This window comes from Moorena sp. SIO2C4 (assembly GCF_010672485.1).
GTDB classification, from domain to species: Bacteria; Cyanobacteriota; Cyanobacteriia; order Cyanobacteriales; family Coleofasciculaceae; genus Moorena; species Moorena producens.
Genome location: NZ_JAAHGN010000039.1, coordinates 1 through 17,973, shown reverse-complemented (window position 1 = coordinate 17,973; position 17,973 = coordinate 1). Strand labels below are relative to the sequence as shown.

The following is a 17,973-nucleotide window of genomic DNA, read 5'->3' as shown; positions in this document are numbered from 1 at the left end:
CCTTTAATGTCAGTAGGTTATGCAGAAAAGGGTTAAATATTTTTTAATAAGGCCACCCTCTCTTACGGTAACTTCAAGGCCTGCCGACGCGGGGCGCGTTCAAACCATGAGCAACTGCCGTGGTTTCCCCCACTCGCGCTTTGCATCAAAAGGTGCGACCCGTGGCGAATTAAATTCTTAATGCGGGAACGAAGTTACCGTAAGAAGAGGGTCGCCTTTATGGGTTACTGGCTATACGTAAAAGGGTTAAAACTTTTGTAATAAGGCGACCCTCTTCAAGGTTTCGTCTCCGGAAAGCGCACCTAACAAAGATTTAAAAATTTCTAAGCAAAAATACTAATCGTATGACTCTCATATCCAGTAGGCATTTCAAAATAAGATGCGAATACCGCTGTCATATTAATGAGGTAGACAGGATTTTTTACCTGATCCGAAGTTCCCTCTTCTGAGTTCCCTGCCACCCTTAATAAGGTAGGGTGGATTCGAGTTCCCTAAAATCTCAAACTTGTGTACCTCACCTATTTGATAAATGCTATATACTACGCCTTAGTTTTTGACAAATGACAAATGACAAATAGCTAATTACAGAAATGGAAACGGAAACGTCACCTTCTGCGGTAGTCTAGAACAAGTAAATTGATCTGCCTTGTAGAAATTGACAGCCCTATGACCTCTACCGTTACCAGTCCTGCCCGGACAATTCGCATCGGTTCTCGGAAAAGCCAACTTGCTCTGATTCAGACTTACTGGGTACAAGAGCAACTGAAAAAGCATTTTCCAGATCGAGAGTTTGAAGTCCAGACCATGAGTACCCACGGAGATAAAATCCTGGATGTGGCTTTATCTAAGATTGGGGATAAAGGGTTATTCACTAAGGAACTGGAATTGGGAATGCTTAGGGATGAGATCGATTTTGCAGTGCATTCCCTCAAAGACTTGCCAACCAGATTGCCAGAAGGGTTAGTGTTAGGGTGCGTCACAGAACGGGAGAACCCCGCCGATGCTTTAGTAATGCACCAAAAGCACCTTGATAAACAGATAGAAACGTTGCCAGAAGGCTCGATCATTGGAACCTCCTCCCTCAGACGGCTGGCTCAGCTGCGCTACCATTTTCCCCATCTGAGTTTTAAAGATGTCAGAGGTAACCTAAACACCAGACTGGCCAAACTGGATGCTGGTGACTACGATGCACTAATTTTAGCAGTAGCTGGGCTAAAACGACTGGACATGAGCGATCGCATTCACCAAATTTTACCACCAGAGATATCACTCCATGCTGTGGGACAAGGGGCTTTGGGAATTGAATGCCGTGAGGATGATCAAGAAGTCTTAGAACTGCTCAATGCGATCGCACATCCCCCCACTGCTCAACGCTGTTACGCGGAACGGTCATTATTAAGGGCGCTCGAAGGTGGCTGTCAAGTTCCCATCGGTGTAGACACTCAGTTGGAAGGCAATACCCTAACCCTAACAGCTATAGTGGCTAGTGTGGATGGGCAAAAACTTGTCAAAGATACCATTCAAGGGGAGCAGAGTCAGGCAGAAAATTTGGGACTCGAACTTGCCGAACAGCTCAAAAAACAAGGAGCACAAGAGATTTTGGCTGAAATTTTGGCTCAAATCGAGCGGGAATAGGAATATAGCTGAAAAGTCAATTCAATTCCTGTGCCAAGCGTTATAGATTTTATAATTTTCCTGATCCGCTTTCAGTGTAGGAAAAGGCTAAGGAAAAGGTTTTTTAAGCCATAGCCTTTTTCTTTTCCCGTAGAATTTTTGCTCAGGCTACAGTAAGCCTTGATAGCCGGAAAGCTGAAGGTTCTTCGATCAAGTCTGATAGGAGTTCAAGGTCAATTCCTGAAAAGTTCTGCTCCATGTTTCAGGCTTGATCAAATGCACTTCATCCTTCAAGCTTGCAGCTATTTCCTAGGCACTAACAACCAATAATTTACAACTAACAGATGAAGATTCTATTCGTTGCGGCGGAAGCAGCTCCCATCGCGAAAATTGGCGGTATGGGGGATGTAGTGGGATCATTACCCAAAACCTTGAGGCAATTGGGACAGGATGTCCGAATTTTCATGCCTTACTACGGCTTTTTGCCCGATAAAATGGAGATTCAAGAGGAACCAGTCTGGTCCGGTGATGCTATGTTTCAACACTTCAATGTGTTTGAAACCCTACTACCCAAGACTGATGTCCCCTTATATTTATTTGGTCATGCTGCCTTTGCTGGTCGCCAAATCTACTCTGGAGATGATGAAGACTGGCGATTCACCCTATTTGCCAATGGTGCAGCTGAGTTTGCTTGGAACTACTGGAAGCCTGATGTTATTCACTGTCATGATTGGCACACGGGCATGATTCCCGTTTGGATGAACCAATCATCAGATATCAGCACAGTTTTCACAATTCACAACCTGGCTTATCAAGGCCCCCAGCGCTGGCGCTTAGAAGAAATGACTTGGTGTCCCTGGTATATGCAAGGTCATAATACTATGGCGGCAGCTGTACAGTATGCTAACCGGGTAAATACTGTTTCTCCCACCTACGCTCAACAAATTCAAACTGCTGAATACGGTGAGTCCTTAGAAGGTTTGCTGTCATTTATCAGTGGTAAAACTGTTGGAATTGTCAATGGGATTGATACAGAAAGTTACAATCCCGAAACCGATAACTACATTCCTCACAACTTCACCGCTGATACTCTCGACATCCGCAGCAAAAACAAAGTAGCCCTCCAGAAAGAAGTCGGCTTAGCCATCAATCCCGATACCTGTCTGATCAGTATGGTTTCCCGCTTAGTGGAACAGAAAGGGATTGACCTGCTCGTGCAAGTTTTACAGGGTTTCCTAGCTTACACCGATTGTCAATTTTTAGTCCTAGGTACGGGAGAGCGCTACTATGAAACCCAACTGTGGGAAATCGCATCCCGCTATCCAGGACGAATGTCTGCTCAAATCCTCTATAACGATCCTCTAGCTCGACGGATCTATGCTGGTAGTGATGTATTCTTAATGCCTTCCCGCTTTGAACCCTGTGGGATTAGCCAAATGCTGGCCATGGGTTACGGCTGTATTCCCATTGTACGACGTACTGGCGGTTTGGTGGATACGGTTTCCCACCATGATCCTATCAACCAAACTGGAACGGGTTACTGCTTTGACCGCTACGAACCGTTAGATTTATATACTTGTATGGTTCGGGCTTGGGAAGGTTTCCGCTACAAGAAAGAATGGCGGAGTTTGCAGCAACGAGCTATGAGCCAAGACTTTAGTTGGGAGAAGTCAGCCAGGGAATATATCAATATGTACCAAGATATTGTAGGATTACCTGCAGAAGCACCTCAGCAGGTACCACAAGACAACCATTTAGCTGTTGTCAGCTAGACAGAATATCCCATAAGTTACACCTATTCTGTTACTGTGATCAGTGATCACTAAGGATGGCTATCCTACCATGGCTATTTTACCATGGCTATTTTAGTTTTAAATTAGTAAAATTACCATGGCCTTACCCTAGTGGATCGGTGCTACAGCTGTTTCCAACTAGGTGCATGAACACTACACTGCATGACTAATAGACAGAGAACGTTAGGGGTTGCTATGAAGATTATGGGGAAACCGGTAGTAAGACCCAAGCCCAGCAATTCTAAGTACCAAGGGCGGTGCAGTCCCCTAGAGGGCAAGATTTTCCCCCCTCAAGGCTCTAAGGGAAAAATCTCTCCTTCATTCCTCAACCGCTTATCTCTAGCTCAAGTCATGCCCTGGGGGGTAGCCATGTTGCTCTCCCCAAGTGGGCTACCAGCAATAGCACAAATCACTTCAGCAGAAGACAGTGCAGGGACAATTGTAACTCCTAATGGTCAAAGCTTCGAGATCACTGGTGGTAGCCTCTCTAATAGCAATCAACCGAATCTGTTCCACAGTTTTGAGGAATTTGGACTCGATTCCGGTCAGATTGCCAATTTTATCCCTAATAATCCCCAGGTTAGGAATATTTTGGGGCGAGTCGTAGGCGGTAATCCCTCAATTATTAATGGTCTAATTCAAATCATAAGCGGTAATGGGAGCCCTAACTTATACTTAATGAACCCAGCAGGGATTATTTTTGGGGCTGATGCTCGACTGAATGTCCCTGCTTCCTTTACAGCAACCACAGCAACTGGGATTGGCTTTGAGGACGGGAATTGGTTTGATGCCTTTGGTGACAATAAGAGGTACCAGGACTTAATTGGTGAGCCCACTAGCTTTGCCTTTGATTTAGCCCAACCTGGAAGTATCATTAACGCTGGTGACCTGGAAGTGCCAGACAATCAACGGATCGCCTTGATCGGGGGTAGTGTGATTAACACTGGGCAACTGAACGCACCGGGAGGCAATATTACTATCGCTGCTGTACCAGGGCAAAGTTTGGTTAAGATTTCTCAATCTGGAAATTTGTTGAATCTAGAGATTGACCCCCCTCGTACACTAGATGGGCAACCATTAATTACCGCACTAGATATACCAGAGCTACTCACAGGACCAGCCCAAGGCGTTGAGACCGGACTCAGTGCCAATTCCAATGGAACAGTACAGCTGACGGATTCTGGCACCATAGTTCCCACTGAGACAGGAACAACCATTGTGTCCGGTACCCTAGATGTTTCCAACCAAGAACTTAGGCGACGCAGTGTAACAGTATTAGGCGATCGCATTGCTCTAATTGATGCCACGATTAACTCTTCCGGTAGTAATGGTGGCCAGGTGTGGATTGGGAAGAACCCCCAAGACAATCCAGACAATGTGAAATTAAATGCCAATCGCACCTTTGTCAGCCGTGATTCCGTGATTAAGGTTGATGGACAAGCGGCAGATAGAGACGGAGGTCGAGTTACTGTCTGGTCAGAGGAAACTACAGCATTCTACGGGGATATTACTGCCCGTGGCGCTCAAGAGCAAACTTCACAGGCCGGAAGTGATAAAACACCAGATGGTGGGACAGTTGAGATATCTAGCCAACAGACTTTAATCTTTGATGGCAAAAAAGTTGATCTCACCGCCCCTGTTGGTCAAAACGGCACGATTACATTCGACCACAATAACATTACTATTGTACCTGGGACAGGGATTGCTGGTCAGCAGCTAGGGGATAATCCCCTTGGTTTTGATGTGATGGAAATTTTGTCCGGGGATGGGGGGACACCTGGCCTTAGCGCGAATGCCCTAGAACAAGTCTTGGGCAACATTGTTCTCAACGCTAGTAATGATATTACCATTGCCCCTAACGTCTCTCTGAACTTCTCTGATCAAGGGGTTAGTGGTGCTAATCCCCTATCCCTAAAGTTTACTGCTAATGCTGATGGCATTGACGGTGGGGATTTTTCAATGGATCCTACCCAATCGATCACTACTTTGGGTAGAGAGATCACCATTGATGGCGTTAATGTCACTGTAGGTGATATCAACACAGATGGTGGAGCGATTACAATCACAGCGTCTGAGACTCTGAGCACGGAAGAGCTTAACTCATCAGCAACAGTTGGCAAGGGAGGGGATGTTACCCTCGATGGCGGTAATATTCAGGTTAGCTGGATCAATGCCCAAGGTGGTAGCGATCGCAAAGGCGGGAATGTGGAAATTACCACAGAAGATATGTTTACAGCCACTGATACCTTTAATACCTTAATCGAGGGCAAAGAAACAGCAGTGAGCATTGCTACAGTTGGGGGAGATGGTGGAGGAAAAATCACCATCGGTCATGGGGGAAACGGGCAAACCCCCTTTGAGGTGGGAAATAGCAGTACTAATGGTACAGAGAGAGCTATTTCTACAGGTGATTCTACCATTCTTCCCCCAGGATCCTTTTTGACTTCGACGATCTCAGATTCAGGTGATATAGAAATTAAGACTGGGGAGCCATCTTCAAATTTGACTAGCCAAGGTCAAGCAATGGCTACCAATTTGATTCCAAATTCCAATAGGCCAACTCAAACCGACTCCAATGAAATAGAAGAGCAGTCTACTAAAAGAGAAGCTGATCTGAATTTAAACAAAATGAATTTCAATCCAATAGAAACAAATCCTATAGCAGAAATTCCTAATACTAATAGTATTCAATCCCTGGAACAATCGGACCCACAGCTAGTTACCAGGAAATTATCTAACTCTAATCTAGAAGTAGAGATTCCTAATACTAATAGTAGTCAATCCCTGGCACAATCGGAACCACGGCTAGTTACCAGGAAATTATCTAACTCTACCCTAGAAGCAGAGATTCCTAATACTAATAGTAGTCAATCCCCGGCACAATCGGAACCACGGCTAGTTACCAGGAAATTATCTAACTCTACCCTAGAAGCAGAAGCTGATGTTAAACAACTTGAGGGAGGCTTCACCTATGCGTTTGAAAAACATCTAGGCATTAGCAAAACTCCCATAGTTACCCTGGAAGAAGCCCAAGCCCACCTAGGCAAAATTGAAACTATTACTGGACTCAAACCTGCCCTAATTTACCTGTTCTTTAAACCGGGATTTAAAGCGGAAACTACCAAGGGAAAGCCATTTAATTCCAAGGGATTGACGTCAACCAAACCGGAACGAGAGACAACGGAAAATCGGCAAAAGACTAGGTCACACTGGGAAGAAAATCTCGATACACAGCTCGAATTACTAGTCGTTACGGCTTCGGGAACAGTAATTAGAAAACAGGTGCAGGGAGCAACGCGATCGCAAGTTCTCTCTGTTGCTCGGGAATTCCAAAAGAGTATCACCAATTTCGAAAGCGCAAATGTCTACCTACCCTTGGCTCAGCAGTTGTATCGTTGGTTGATTAGTCCGGTAGAGCAGGAGCTAAAAGCCCAAAAAATAAATAATCTTGCCTTTATCATGGACGTTGGTTTGCGCTCCTTACCCATGGCAGCACTCCATGATGGCACTGGTTTTATTGTAGAACGATATAGCCTTGGTTTAATGCCAACTCTATCATTAACCAACATGAACTATGTAGACATTAGGAAATTTCAAGTCTTGGCCATGGGAGCATCCTACTTTAAGAACAAAAACCCATTACCAGCCGTTCCTGTAGAGTTATCGATGGTTACAGAAAAACTCTGGTCAGGAAAGGCATTACTTAACGAAGCGTTCACCGTAGCAAATTTGAGAAAAGCTCGTGCCTCACAACCCTTTGGTATCGTTCATTTGGCTACCCATAGTGAATTCCTAGCCGGTAAGCCCAGTAATTCCTACATCCAGCTGTGGGATACCAAGCTGCAACTTAACCAGCTCCATAAACTAGGCTTAAGTAAGCCTAAGGTAGAGTTGTTGGTCTTAAGTGCCTGTCGTACTGCCTTAGGAGACGAGCAAGCCGAATTAGGATTTGCCGGTCTAGCAGTGCTAGCGGGGGTCAAGTCCGCATTGGGAAGTCTCTGGTATGTCAGCGATGAGGGTACCCTGGGGCTAATGACAACGTTTTACGAAAAATTACAGGAAGTCCCAGTGAAAGCCGAGGCGATACGGAAAGCTCAGTTAAATCTGCTCAGGGGTACAGTCCGTCTGGAGAGAGGGCAGTTGGTAACGGATCAGGGCAGTTTTCCTTTACCACCAGCCTTAGCCAAGTTGCCAGATGTGGAGTTACGACATCCCTACTATTGGAGCGCTTTTACCCTAATTGGGAACCCTTGGTAATCTTTGCTCCTGATTAACGACTCCTAGCATAGAATAATGAAGCTGAATAATTTAGCTGATAGTTATCCTGGTTTTTCCTTGATCCAAGATTGCTCAAAAAACGAGGAACGAAACCTAGGGCGTGTCAACCATTCTGCACCACTTAAGGTTAGCATAGGTGGGAGTTGAACTGAACTTTCATGGACTTAAAGGCAGGCACAGTCTTGCACAACGGCAAATATGTTCTTCATAGCCAGCTCGGCAAAGGTGTCTTTAGCATAACCTACCTAGCTATCAACGCTGAGTCTGGTCAAACCGTGGTGATCAAAACCCTCAGCGACAATCTGTGCCACCATCCCCATGGTGACCAGTTCAAGCGGCAATTTATTGCCCTTGGTAGGCTCTGGAGCGGCTGTCAGCATCAGCATTTAGTCAGGGTAATCGAATCCTTTGAAGCTGCCGGACGACCTTACCTAGTCATGGAATATATTCCGGGGCAGACGTTAGCTGAACTCATCCAAGCCAATTTGGTTCCAGAAGCTCAAGCTATTGCATACATTCGTCAAATTGGCGATGCCCTTAGCATATTACATCAAAAGGGTTTGCTGCATCTAGATGTTAGACCGGAAAATATAATTCTGCGTCAAGATACCGATAAACTAGTGCTATGTGAGTTTGGGATTACTAGTCAACTCACCCTAGGAGTCAGGCAAACCCACGCCAGTTTAATTGCTGCTGGGTATAGCGCCCCAGAACAGTACATTTCTAAAGGGCAACTTTCCCAGGCAACCGATGTCTACTCTTTAACCGCAACCTTTTACTGCTTGCTAACTGGAACCCCACCCTTACCCGCACCAGTCAGGGAAGTATTGCATGCCCAGGAAGGTTTCTATATTCTTTTCCTGCCGGACTTACCACCATGTCCACAAAACCTAACTCCAGTAGTTAAACAAGCAGTCTGGCGTGGCTTGCACATGGTCACCAATCAACGTCCTCAAACTGTAGAAGCTTGGTTATCGCTGCTGCCAACTCAGGAGAAAGTTCCTCAAAGCAGTTCTCAATTGAAAGTGCTGAGTCCTCAGCAAAAGTCATTAATTTCCCCAAAACTCAGCACTCAGCCCTCAAAACTGAAGACTCAGCCCTCAAAACTGAAGACTCAGCCCTCAAAACTGAGCACTCAGCCTTCAAAACTGAAGACTCAGACTTCAAAACTGAGCACTCAGCCTTCAAAACTGAGCACTCAGACCTTAGCTGTTCTCAAAACTGTCCACGCCAAGCTCAAAACTCAAACCTCAAAACTCAAAACTACCAAAGCTGGATTCCCACTGAAAGCCCTACTGATGACCGGTGCTCTTGCCGCCTCAGCCGGATTAGGATTTGGTTTCGCACTGCGAATGAACTCTCAAAAAGAACCTGGTTCTACCATCTTCCACACCGATCAATCCTTCCCTCCTCGCAGCAATTGGCCTTTGTCAGAACCCCAACTCTGAAACACCTTCAACCTCATCAAGGTGGTTTATTCATATTCATACTTGTACAGGACTTACAGCACACTGGCCACCAAACGCGCTTAATAAGTAGTAGGGCGACTAAGGAAAAGTTACTTCCTAAGTCCTGTTAGATTTAAATACATAAAGTGATATAATAATAAATTTTTAAATTAAAAGGACATGGCAGATTGGACAAACTGAGGATATACGAGGCAAGTAACTAGATTTGAATTCACTCATAATCCTGGGCAAGTACGTTATAATTTGTTACGTAAGCTAAAGAAACTTATCAATGAGTAACTCTGTAATTCATGCCTTTTTTCTGGGTAGGGCTGCAGCTCAAGCCATTAATCGGCAGCTCGAGGATGCTCTGACCAATGCCCTGAGTGAGTTAGGCAAGTTTGATGCTGAGCAGCGTGATCGACTGCGGCAGTTTACCGATCAGGTAATAGAAAGTGCCAATCGGGAAGCCGGAGCAGCAGCTGATTCTACTATTAGTAACACAGGTAGTAACACAGGTAGTAACACAGGTAGTAACACAGGGAAAACAGGATCCAAGCCAGCTGATCTGCAAGCGATGATTGATGAGCTGCGAGCAGAAATTGCCAGCTTGCGTACTGAATTAAAAAACTATCGCAAGCAATCTTGATAAGATTAATCGTTACTGCCCTAAATTATTTACAAAAGGGAGTAGTTTCGAGGCTTTTTAATCTTTTTTTAATAACCTGCTATTTTTTTGATAAAAACCTTACAGAGAAATCCGAGTGTCTGCTCTTTCTCAAAACTCTATTAACCTTACACTAGATCAGGAACGCAATGTGTCTAGCCAAAGTTCTATAGGTAAGCCATACAGCGAAAAAGCTTATCGGTGGAATCAAGAAAATTACTCCCGTCAAAGGCGTTTTATTGATATTTGGCGTTTTGTTTTGACCCTCATGACTGGGTTGTGGCTTGATGGGAAACCTTGGAGTTATCGGGGAGGATATACGGAGCAAAAGCAGGCATATAGACGCAAAACACAAGCTATCTGGATTCGAGATACATTCTTAGATCTCGGACCAACGTTTATCAAAGTTGGACAGTTATTCTCCACTCGTGCCGATTTATTCCCCAGTGAGTACGTAGAAGAACTTAGCAAACTACAAGACCGGGTTCCTGCCTTTAGTTACGAGCAAGTTGAGCAGATCATCCAGGAAGATTTAGGCAAGCCCATCAAGGAACTGTTCAGTGGTTTTGACCCAATTCCTCTGGCGGCGGCTAGCTTAGGGCAAGTTCACAAAGCTCAACTTCGCAGTGGTGAAGAGGTAGCGATTAAGGTCCAAAGACCAGGCTTAAAAAAACTGTTTACCATTGATTTACAAATTCTCAAGGGGATCGCCTATTACTTTCAAAACCATCCAGACTGGGGGCGTGGTCGGGACTGGAGCGGGATTTATGAAGAGTGCTGTCGCATTCTTTGGCAAGAAATTGATTATCTCAATGAAGGTCGAAATGCAGATACATTTCGGCGCAACTTCCGCAGCTATGACTGGGTGAAGGTACCCCGTGTCTACTGGCGCTATACCTCATCACGAGTTTTGACCCTAGAATTTTTACCAGGGATTAAGATTAGTAGTTACGAAGCTCTAGAAGCAGCTGGTCTAGACCGCAAATTAATCGCTCGTCTGGGCGCAGAAGCTTACCTACAGCAGTTGCTAAATGATGGCTTCTTCCATGCTGACCCCCATCCGGGAAATATTGCGGTTAGTCATCAAGGTTCCCTGATATTTTACGACTTTGGCATGATGGGGCAGATTAAGGCCAATGTGCGCGAGCAACTGATGGAAACCCTGTTTGGCATTGCCCAAAAAGACGGCGACCGAGTGGTGACTTCCCTAATTGAATTGGGTGCGCTCTCACCAGTGAGTGATATGGGACCGGTAAGGCGCTCAGTTCAGTACATGCTGGATAATTTCATGGATAAGCCCTTTGAGGAGCAATCGGTCAGTAACATCAGCGATGACCTCTACGAAATTGCTTATGGCCAGCCTTTTCGATTCCCAGCAACGTTCACATTTGTGATGCGAGCCTTTTCTACACTGGAAGGAGTGGGTAAAGGCTTAGACCCCGAATTTAATTTTATGGAAGTTGCAAAACCCTTCGCACTAGAGATTATGACCAACGGCAACACTCCTGACAACAATAGCTTTATTAATGAACTGGGACGCCAAGCCGCACAGATGAGTAGTACAGCATTAGGTTTGCCCCAGCGCATTGAAAGTACTATTGATAAATTAGAAAGAGGAGACCTGCGCATTCGAGTGCGCTCTATTGAATCAGACCGGGTTTTACGACGGCTGAGTGGTATTCAGTTGGGAACCAACTATACTTTATTAATCAGTGCGTTCACCCTTTCGGCTACTATTTTATTTGTCAATGGTAATGTTGTACTAGCCTTGGTAGTCGTTTTGGTGGCAGCTATGTTAGGATTTGCCTTAATTAGGTTGCTCCGACGGCTTGACCGGTTTGATCGGATGTTGTAGTTGTTGTAAAGTCGTAATAACTCCTTATTCCACGATCTATCCACTGTACTAGCAAGTACTAGGAGGCTAAATCGTTGGATATTTCGGCATTTATCCGGACATCTTTGGACATTTCCTTAATTAAACTGAATTAGGTCGATAATAATTATGCTTCTATCCATCAAAACCAAACTGAAGCTCACGGACGAGCAGAAAAGACATCTCCAAAAATTAACCTCAAACCCTTGCACTGCCTGGGTCAAAACCGAGTTTCTGGAGATGTCTAAAGCATCAAGCCAGTAAACAACCGATGTGATGAAAAGTTGCTTCGCCGGTATTACAGATCCGGGCTTACTACGTACAGTTAACCAAGATGACTACTACATAGACCCGGACGGTCGCTTCTTTATTGTTGCCGACGGCATGGGTGGTCATGCCGGTGGACAAGAGGCAAGTAAAATCGCCACTGAGGCGATTAAGACTTATTTGAATAAGGATTGGAACTCTCAAACCCCTTCTGATGAGTTACTAGAACAAGCGATCTATCAAGCCAATCAGGCTATCCTCAACGATCAGCAAACTCATCCAGAACGGTCAGATATGGGAACCACTGCCGTAGTGGTGATGTTCCGTCAAGACCAGTGTTGGTTTTCTCATGTAGGAGATTCTCGCCTCTATCGGTTCCGAAATTCTAAGTTAGAGAAGATTACAGAAGACCACACCTGGGTAGCCAGAGCCGTTAAGTTGGGAGAACTGACAGCTAAACAGGCTCGGATGCATCCCTGGCGTCATGTTCTGTCTCAATGTCTAGGCAGAAAGGATTTACCTAAAGTCGATGTCTATCCGATAGAGGTTAAATTATGCGATCGCCTTTTGCTTTGTAGCGATGGACTTACCGAAGAACTTTCCGATGAATTGATTGCTTCCTCTCTCCAAGAGAGTTCAAGTATTGATCAGGCTCTGGTTATCCTGGTTGAAGCGGCTAAAGACCAAGGCGGTAGGGATAACATTACTGTGGTTATAGTAGAGATTGGGGAAAGGATGAAAACTGTTGGATGAGCGGTGTTCGGTGAAGGTGCCTTATTAACACACCCTAGAGGTAGAGTTACTTGGTAAATACAGCTGTTGGATATACCAGTTACTAGCACTGAGGTAAAACAGAAAGCTCGCTCGGTAGGCTTTCATAAGGTAGGAATTGCAGCTGTGGATGTTGATCATCATGACTCAGCAGAGCAAAACTTGAACGCTTGGCTAGGGTTAGGGTATCAAGCAGACATGGCTTGGATGGCAAATCCTCGACGCTTGGATATTCGTGCCTGTATGCCAGAGGTGAAGTCGGTAATTTGTGTTGCTCTCAACTACTACACCCCTCACCAACGTCCCGAAAGCCCTGAGTATGGCAAAATCTCCCGTTACGGTTGGGGCAGAGATTACCATAAGGTCATGCATAAAAAATTGAAACAATTGACCTTTTGGTTACAAGCACAAGCAGAAGAAATCCAGGTGCGTTACTATGCTGATACAGGGCCAGTACAAGATAAAGTCTGGGCGCAGCGCTCCGGTATTGGTTGGATTGCTAAAAATGGTAATGTAATTACGCGGGAGTATGGCAGTTGGGTATTTTTAGGGGAAGTGTTGACTAACCTAGCCTTGACCCCAGATACCCCTCACACTTCACACTGTGGTAGCTGTACCCGCTGTATTCAAGCCTGTCCAACGGGTGCTATTACCAAACCGTTTGTCGTTGATGCCAACCGCTGCATCGCCTATCATACCATTGAGAATCGGGCTGCAAACTTGCCGGAATCGATTAAACCCCATTTAGAAGGCTGGGTTGCTGGTTGTGACATCTGTCAGGATGTTTGCCCCTGGAACCAACGTTTTGCTAAAGAAACTGATGTGGTAGAGTTTCAGCCCTACCCTTGGAATGTGGCTCCTCGACTCACAGAATTAGCTACTATATCTGATCAGGAGTGGAATCGACGGTTTCCAGCTTCGGCGCTGCGGCGTATTAAGCCAAATATGCTACGGCGCAATGCCCAAGCTAATATTGATGCATCTCAAAAATCCGTTGACTAGTCTGACTAGTCATTGATTACTTGGGTGGCGAATTGCGAATTGCGAATTGCGAATTGTTAATTGTTAATTGCTCAATGAGTGTAAAAGTAATTCTTTTTGATTTTGATGGGACTCTGGCTGATACCCTTACTGCCATTGTCAAGATTAGTAATAGCTTAGCGGGAGAATTTGGATATCAGCCCACATCAGCTGAAAAATTGGAGCAAATTAGACATTTAAGCTCTAGGGAAATTATTAAGCAATCGGGTATTTCGAGGTTTAAAATACCGTTTTTGTTAAAAAAGGTGCAAAAACTATTACGCCAAGATATTCAAAGTTTAACTCCTATTCCTGGAATAATTGACGTTTTAAATGATTTAAAATCTGAAGGTTACCAATTAGGGATATTGACATCTAACTCGGCAGAAAACGTTAACCTTTTTCTGACCCATAATTCTTGGGTAAAGCTTTTTGATTTTGTTGACTCAGGGAGTCCCATATTGGGGAAAGAAAAAGTTATTCGTAAATTCCTCAAAAAACATAATTTAAATCCTGCTGATGTGATCTATGTCGGAGATGAAACTAGGGATATTGAGGCAGCTAATAAAAATACTATTAAAGTAGTTGCTGTGAGTTGGGGATTTAATTATAAAGAAGCCCTAGCTCAATATCAACCCGATTTTTTGATCGACGAACCCCAGGAGTTATCTGAAGTAGTATCTAATTTAGATAACTCAAAAGTTAAATCAAAAGTATTTTGTTATTAGTAATTATTTACTGGTTACTTATTACTTGTTAATTTACCAATGATAATTTGATATCAGCCAATTTTAAATCACATCTTGCACTACTAACCATAGTCAGCCAGGGATGAAAATCCCACCGCGAGTAAATCAAGTCCTGTCAAGACTGAAGTTACCCCATACAGGTGTACTATCAATCCCTAAAAGCTTACTGTGCTTGCATTTTGACCCAGCCAACTGATTGCGGAGAACCTGATACAACACTGGGATGAATTGGTGAGCAAACACCGATATCTGTTGCGCTACAATTGGTTGCTGTTTGAGCGCACAGCCAAACGCCTTGGATTAAAACTGCGAACTCACCCTCAAGCTGGCTTTTTTGCGCTAGTAGATGTGGCAGAGGCAGAACAAGATGCCATGGAATTATCGCTGCATCTGGCTCAGAATTATGCTCTGAGTTCCACTCCTGGCATTGATTTTCATGAGCACGATCATGCCTTTTTACGATTAAATTTTGCCTGCCCTGCCCATCAAATTGAAACCGGTTTAACCCGGCTAGCAGGCTATGTGCTGGAATCAGAACTATCCCTACAGCAGCCAGGCAGAAAGAGTGCGGCAGTCAATGCAAGTCATGGAGCAAAACCTTGGGCAAAAGTCATATATTGAGAGCAAGTGAATGATATGGCTGATACTAGTAACGCGATCGCTGATGTTGTAGTGGTAGGGAGTGGCTTTGCTGGTCTGAGTGCGGCGATCTCCGCGTCCCAAGCTGGCGCATCAGTCATTGTCTTGGAGAAGGAAAACAGCCTCGGCGGTAACTCAGTTGTTAGTGGAGGAACTGTGACCGTTGTGGGTTCTCCGATTCAAGCCAGAGAAGGCATCCAAGACTCTTTCAGCCTGTTGAAATCAGATATGTGCCAGGCAGGACAACAGAGAAACAATCCGCGCTTGGTTCAACAGGTGATCGAGCAATCCTACCCCACTTTTGAGTGGCTCACGAATGAACTTGGTGTGAAATTCAAGGATCGAGTGGATCAGTATGGTGGCCACTCTGTACCTCGCAACCACACACCAGAAGACGTGTCAGGTGCCGCCATGATCACTGCACTGTTGACTAAAGCCAAGCAACTCGGGGTCGAAATTAGAACCCAAACTCGCCTGAGCAAATTACTGGTAAACTCCCAGAGAGATACCCATCCGATCCTCACAGGAGTAGAAGTGCAAACAACCAAGCCATCAGCTCCGATCCAGCAGATTAACGTTAACCAGGGAGTCGTTTTAGCAACAGGGGGCTTCTCCGGAGATACCGGTTTTCGGCAGCAATACGCTCCCCATCTCCCCCCCAATCTGGATCACACCAATGTCCCCAATACCAGCGCAGAAGCCTTGGTAGAAGCCATCAGAATTGGTGCCCAGTGCCTCGATTTGGATCAGATTCAGCTTGCTCCCTGGGTCTCTCCAGATGAAACAGGCTATGGCATTGCTCCACTCTTTGCTAGCTATACGGTGCTAGCCTATGGATTAGCGGTTGATCCGGCTACTGGAAAACGCTTTATTAATGAACTCGCTGATCGCAAAAGGTGGACAGATAAGTGGTTAGAAATTGGTCATCCTTGTATTGGTATTGCGGATACTGCGGGAATGCAAAATTCTGGCATTGAGATCGAACCTGATTTAGATCGAGGCGTGGTGAAAAAATTTGAGACCCTATCGTCTTTAGCAAGCACGTATCAGATTCCCTTAGAGAAACTCAACCAAACCATCAGTCGATATAACTCCTTTGTGGAACAGCATCAAGACCCAGAGTTTGGTAAATTTATACGGGATTATGCCAAGCCCTTGAGTTCCCCCTTTTATGGCGTTCGATTATGGCCTAAAGTGCATTACACTATGGGAGGCCTTAAAATTGATGTTCGCGGGCGGGTTCTGGGGAAAGGCGATCGCCCGATTATCGGGCTGTATGCCGCAGGAGAAGTCACAGGCGGTATTCACGGAGCCTGCCGTCTAGGGGGGTGTGCCATCACGGAATGTCTGGTTTTTGGGCGAATCGCGGGTAGAGAAGCTGCAAGCCACACTCAAGTCCCTTCCTAGAAGCCTCAGTGACCAATCAGATCCATTTTTCAATCGTAATAATAATTAACTTTACCTAATGGTAAAAATGATTGACTTTTCCTCTCAATCTTTGTAAGATATTGATGGTTTTTTTTGAATTTAAACAGAACCAAAAATGATTTCTTCATCCTTCAAATTAACAGAGCAAGATATTGCCAATTTTAAAAAAAAAGGATTTGTCAAGCTGAAAGGTTTTCTTGCACCAGAGGCAATAAAATGTCTTGATGGAATCTTATCACAGGAGCTTGAAGATGCAAAAATAGCCTATGAAGATGCATTTTCAAAGTATAAATTTGATATGGAAAACAATGAAGATATCGAAATAATTCAGCATCCTCTATTTCAATCAACATTCGCGAAGCTTTGCGAATGCTCGTTATTCTCTACTCAACACATGGCCTATGAAATAGAGAAAAACACCAATTCAGGATTCGAGTGGCACGCCGATATGTTGAGTTTTGCCTGCCAGCAATTAGAAGATTTTGGCTGTACCCTTTGGATTCCCTTAACCAAGATAGATACAAATGCACAAGCAGGAGGGATGAGCTATGTCTCAAAGGAAAAATTTTCTGGAAGATTTCTTTATGACTATGCATTAATCCTTTCTTCTTATGTACAAGGCTTGCAAGCACAAGATGCAGCTCCATCGAAAGAGGAAATGGGGCGTTTAGAATCTTTGATGGTTAACTCACCTGAGGTTGATACAATTCTCAGAACTCAGGCTGAAACGGATGACTTTGAATTAGGCGATGCACTTTTGTTTGACAAGGAGGTGATGCATCGGACTTGTCTATTGACCGAGGGTCCCATTAATAGGAGAAGAGCCTTTGTGATGAGATTTATCGCAGCAGATTCAACCTATGATTTAGATAGGGTTCAAAAACTTAAACCCTTTATCGACATTTTGGGCTACGGCTTTTTCACTACTTTTGCCCTAGATGTCTGTAAGGAAGAGGGTGAATTGATTATGGAGAGTCCATTGTTTAATACGACAAAAGCTCAAAGACTGATCCCAGTTAAGCAATAGGGATGTTTGATACCAATTTTGATTGTTCTCTAGATAAGCAGGTCTACCGTTATGCAGACTCACCAAGAACGCTATGATCAATGGGCACCGGACTACAACCGAGATGTTGCAGCCAGAAACTACGATGGGCCAGAATACATCGTTCGTTATCTGATGGAAATAGTCAACAGTGGCAAAGTGTTGATCAATCCAACAAATCCTGATTTTAAGGTCATTGATGTGGGATGCGGCTCAGGGTTGGTTGGCAAAGGCTTACAGGAGCAGGGTTTTCGGCATATTGATGGGACAGATTTATCCCAGGGCATGATTGTAGAAGCCCATAAAACTGGAGCAGTTGATTTAAACCATCCACTGCCATTTTTTCTGCATGGACAGTATGACCTAACCCTCTGCTGTGGA

The 17,973-nt window shown here is 44.6% G+C and carries 13 protein-coding genes; all 13 read left to right on the top strand.

Annotation, left to right across the window (positions count from 1 at the left end):
- Window positions 1-666: 666 nt before the first annotated feature.
- A complete protein-coding gene (gene hemC / locus F6K20_RS04255) occupies window positions 667-1,635 on the top strand; it encodes a hydroxymethylbilane synthase (protein WP_008180892.1) in 969 nt (322 codons plus the stop codon).
- A 323-nt stretch (window positions 1,636-1,958) separates the two neighbouring features.
- The gene (gene glgA / locus F6K20_RS04250; protein WP_008180891.1) at window positions 1,959-3,386 is read left to right on the top strand and encodes a glycogen synthase GlgA; all 1,428 of its coding nucleotides are present in this window, start codon (window positions 1,959-1,961) and stop codon (window positions 3,384-3,386) included.
- Between the two features lie 183 nt (window positions 3,387-3,569).
- Window positions 3,570-7,664 carry a CHAT domain-containing protein gene (locus F6K20_RS04245; RefSeq protein ID WP_287293879.1) on the top strand — a complete coding sequence of 1,365 codons (4,095 nt, stop codon included), beginning with the start codon at window positions 3,570-3,572 and terminating at the stop codon, window positions 7,662-7,664.
- Window positions 7,665-7,843: 179 nt separating this feature from the next.
- Entirely contained in the window at window positions 7,844-9,133 is a 1,290-nt protein-coding gene (locus F6K20_RS04240; protein WP_287293877.1) for a serine/threonine protein kinase, read from the top strand.
- A 292-nt stretch (window positions 9,134-9,425) separates the two neighbouring features.
- Entirely contained in the window at window positions 9,426-9,782 is a 357-nt protein-coding gene (locus F6K20_RS04235; RefSeq protein ID WP_287249223.1) for a DUF6825 family protein, read from the top strand.
- A 169-nt stretch (window positions 9,783-9,951) separates the two neighbouring features.
- Complete coding sequence (locus F6K20_RS04230) at window positions 9,952-11,655, top strand: ABC1 kinase family protein (protein WP_229414387.1); 1,704 nt, start codon at window positions 9,952-9,954, stop codon at window positions 11,653-11,655.
- 294 nt (window positions 11,656-11,949) lie between these two features.
- Window positions 11,950-12,693, top strand: coding sequence for a Stp1/IreP family PP2C-type Ser/Thr phosphatase (locus F6K20_RS04225; protein WP_287293875.1), 744 nt, complete (start codon window positions 11,950-11,952; stop codon window positions 12,691-12,693).
- Window positions 12,694-12,759: 66 nt separating this feature from the next.
- Entirely contained in the window at window positions 12,760-13,713 is a 954-nt protein-coding gene (queG, locus tag F6K20_RS04220; RefSeq protein WP_287293873.1) for a tRNA epoxyqueuosine(34) reductase QueG, read from the top strand.
- 74 nt (window positions 13,714-13,787) lie between these two features.
- Complete coding sequence (locus F6K20_RS04215; protein ID WP_008180869.1) at window positions 13,788-14,459, top strand: HAD-IA family hydrolase; 672 nt, start codon at window positions 13,788-13,790, stop codon at window positions 14,457-14,459.
- A gap of 252 nt (window positions 14,460-14,711) precedes the next feature.
- A complete protein-coding gene (locus tag F6K20_RS04210; RefSeq protein ID WP_008180867.1) occupies window positions 14,712-15,101 on the top strand; it encodes a pyridoxal phosphate-dependent aminotransferase family protein in 390 nt (129 codons plus the stop codon).
- A gap of 15 nt (window positions 15,102-15,116) precedes the next feature.
- Window positions 15,117-16,526 carry a flavocytochrome c gene (locus F6K20_RS04205; protein WP_287293871.1) on the top strand — a complete coding sequence of 470 codons (1,410 nt, stop codon included), beginning with the start codon at window positions 15,117-15,119 and terminating at the stop codon, window positions 16,524-16,526.
- A 136-nt stretch (window positions 16,527-16,662) separates the two neighbouring features.
- Window positions 16,663-17,574 (top strand): phytanoyl-CoA dioxygenase family protein, encoded by a 912-nt coding sequence (locus tag F6K20_RS04200; protein WP_008180863.1) that lies wholly within the window; start codon window positions 16,663-16,665, stop codon window positions 17,572-17,574.
- 51 nt (window positions 17,575-17,625) lie between these two features.
- A partial coding sequence (locus F6K20_RS04195) for a class I SAM-dependent DNA methyltransferase (protein ID WP_287293869.1) occupies window positions 17,626-17,973 on the top strand: 348 nt, incomplete at its 3' end.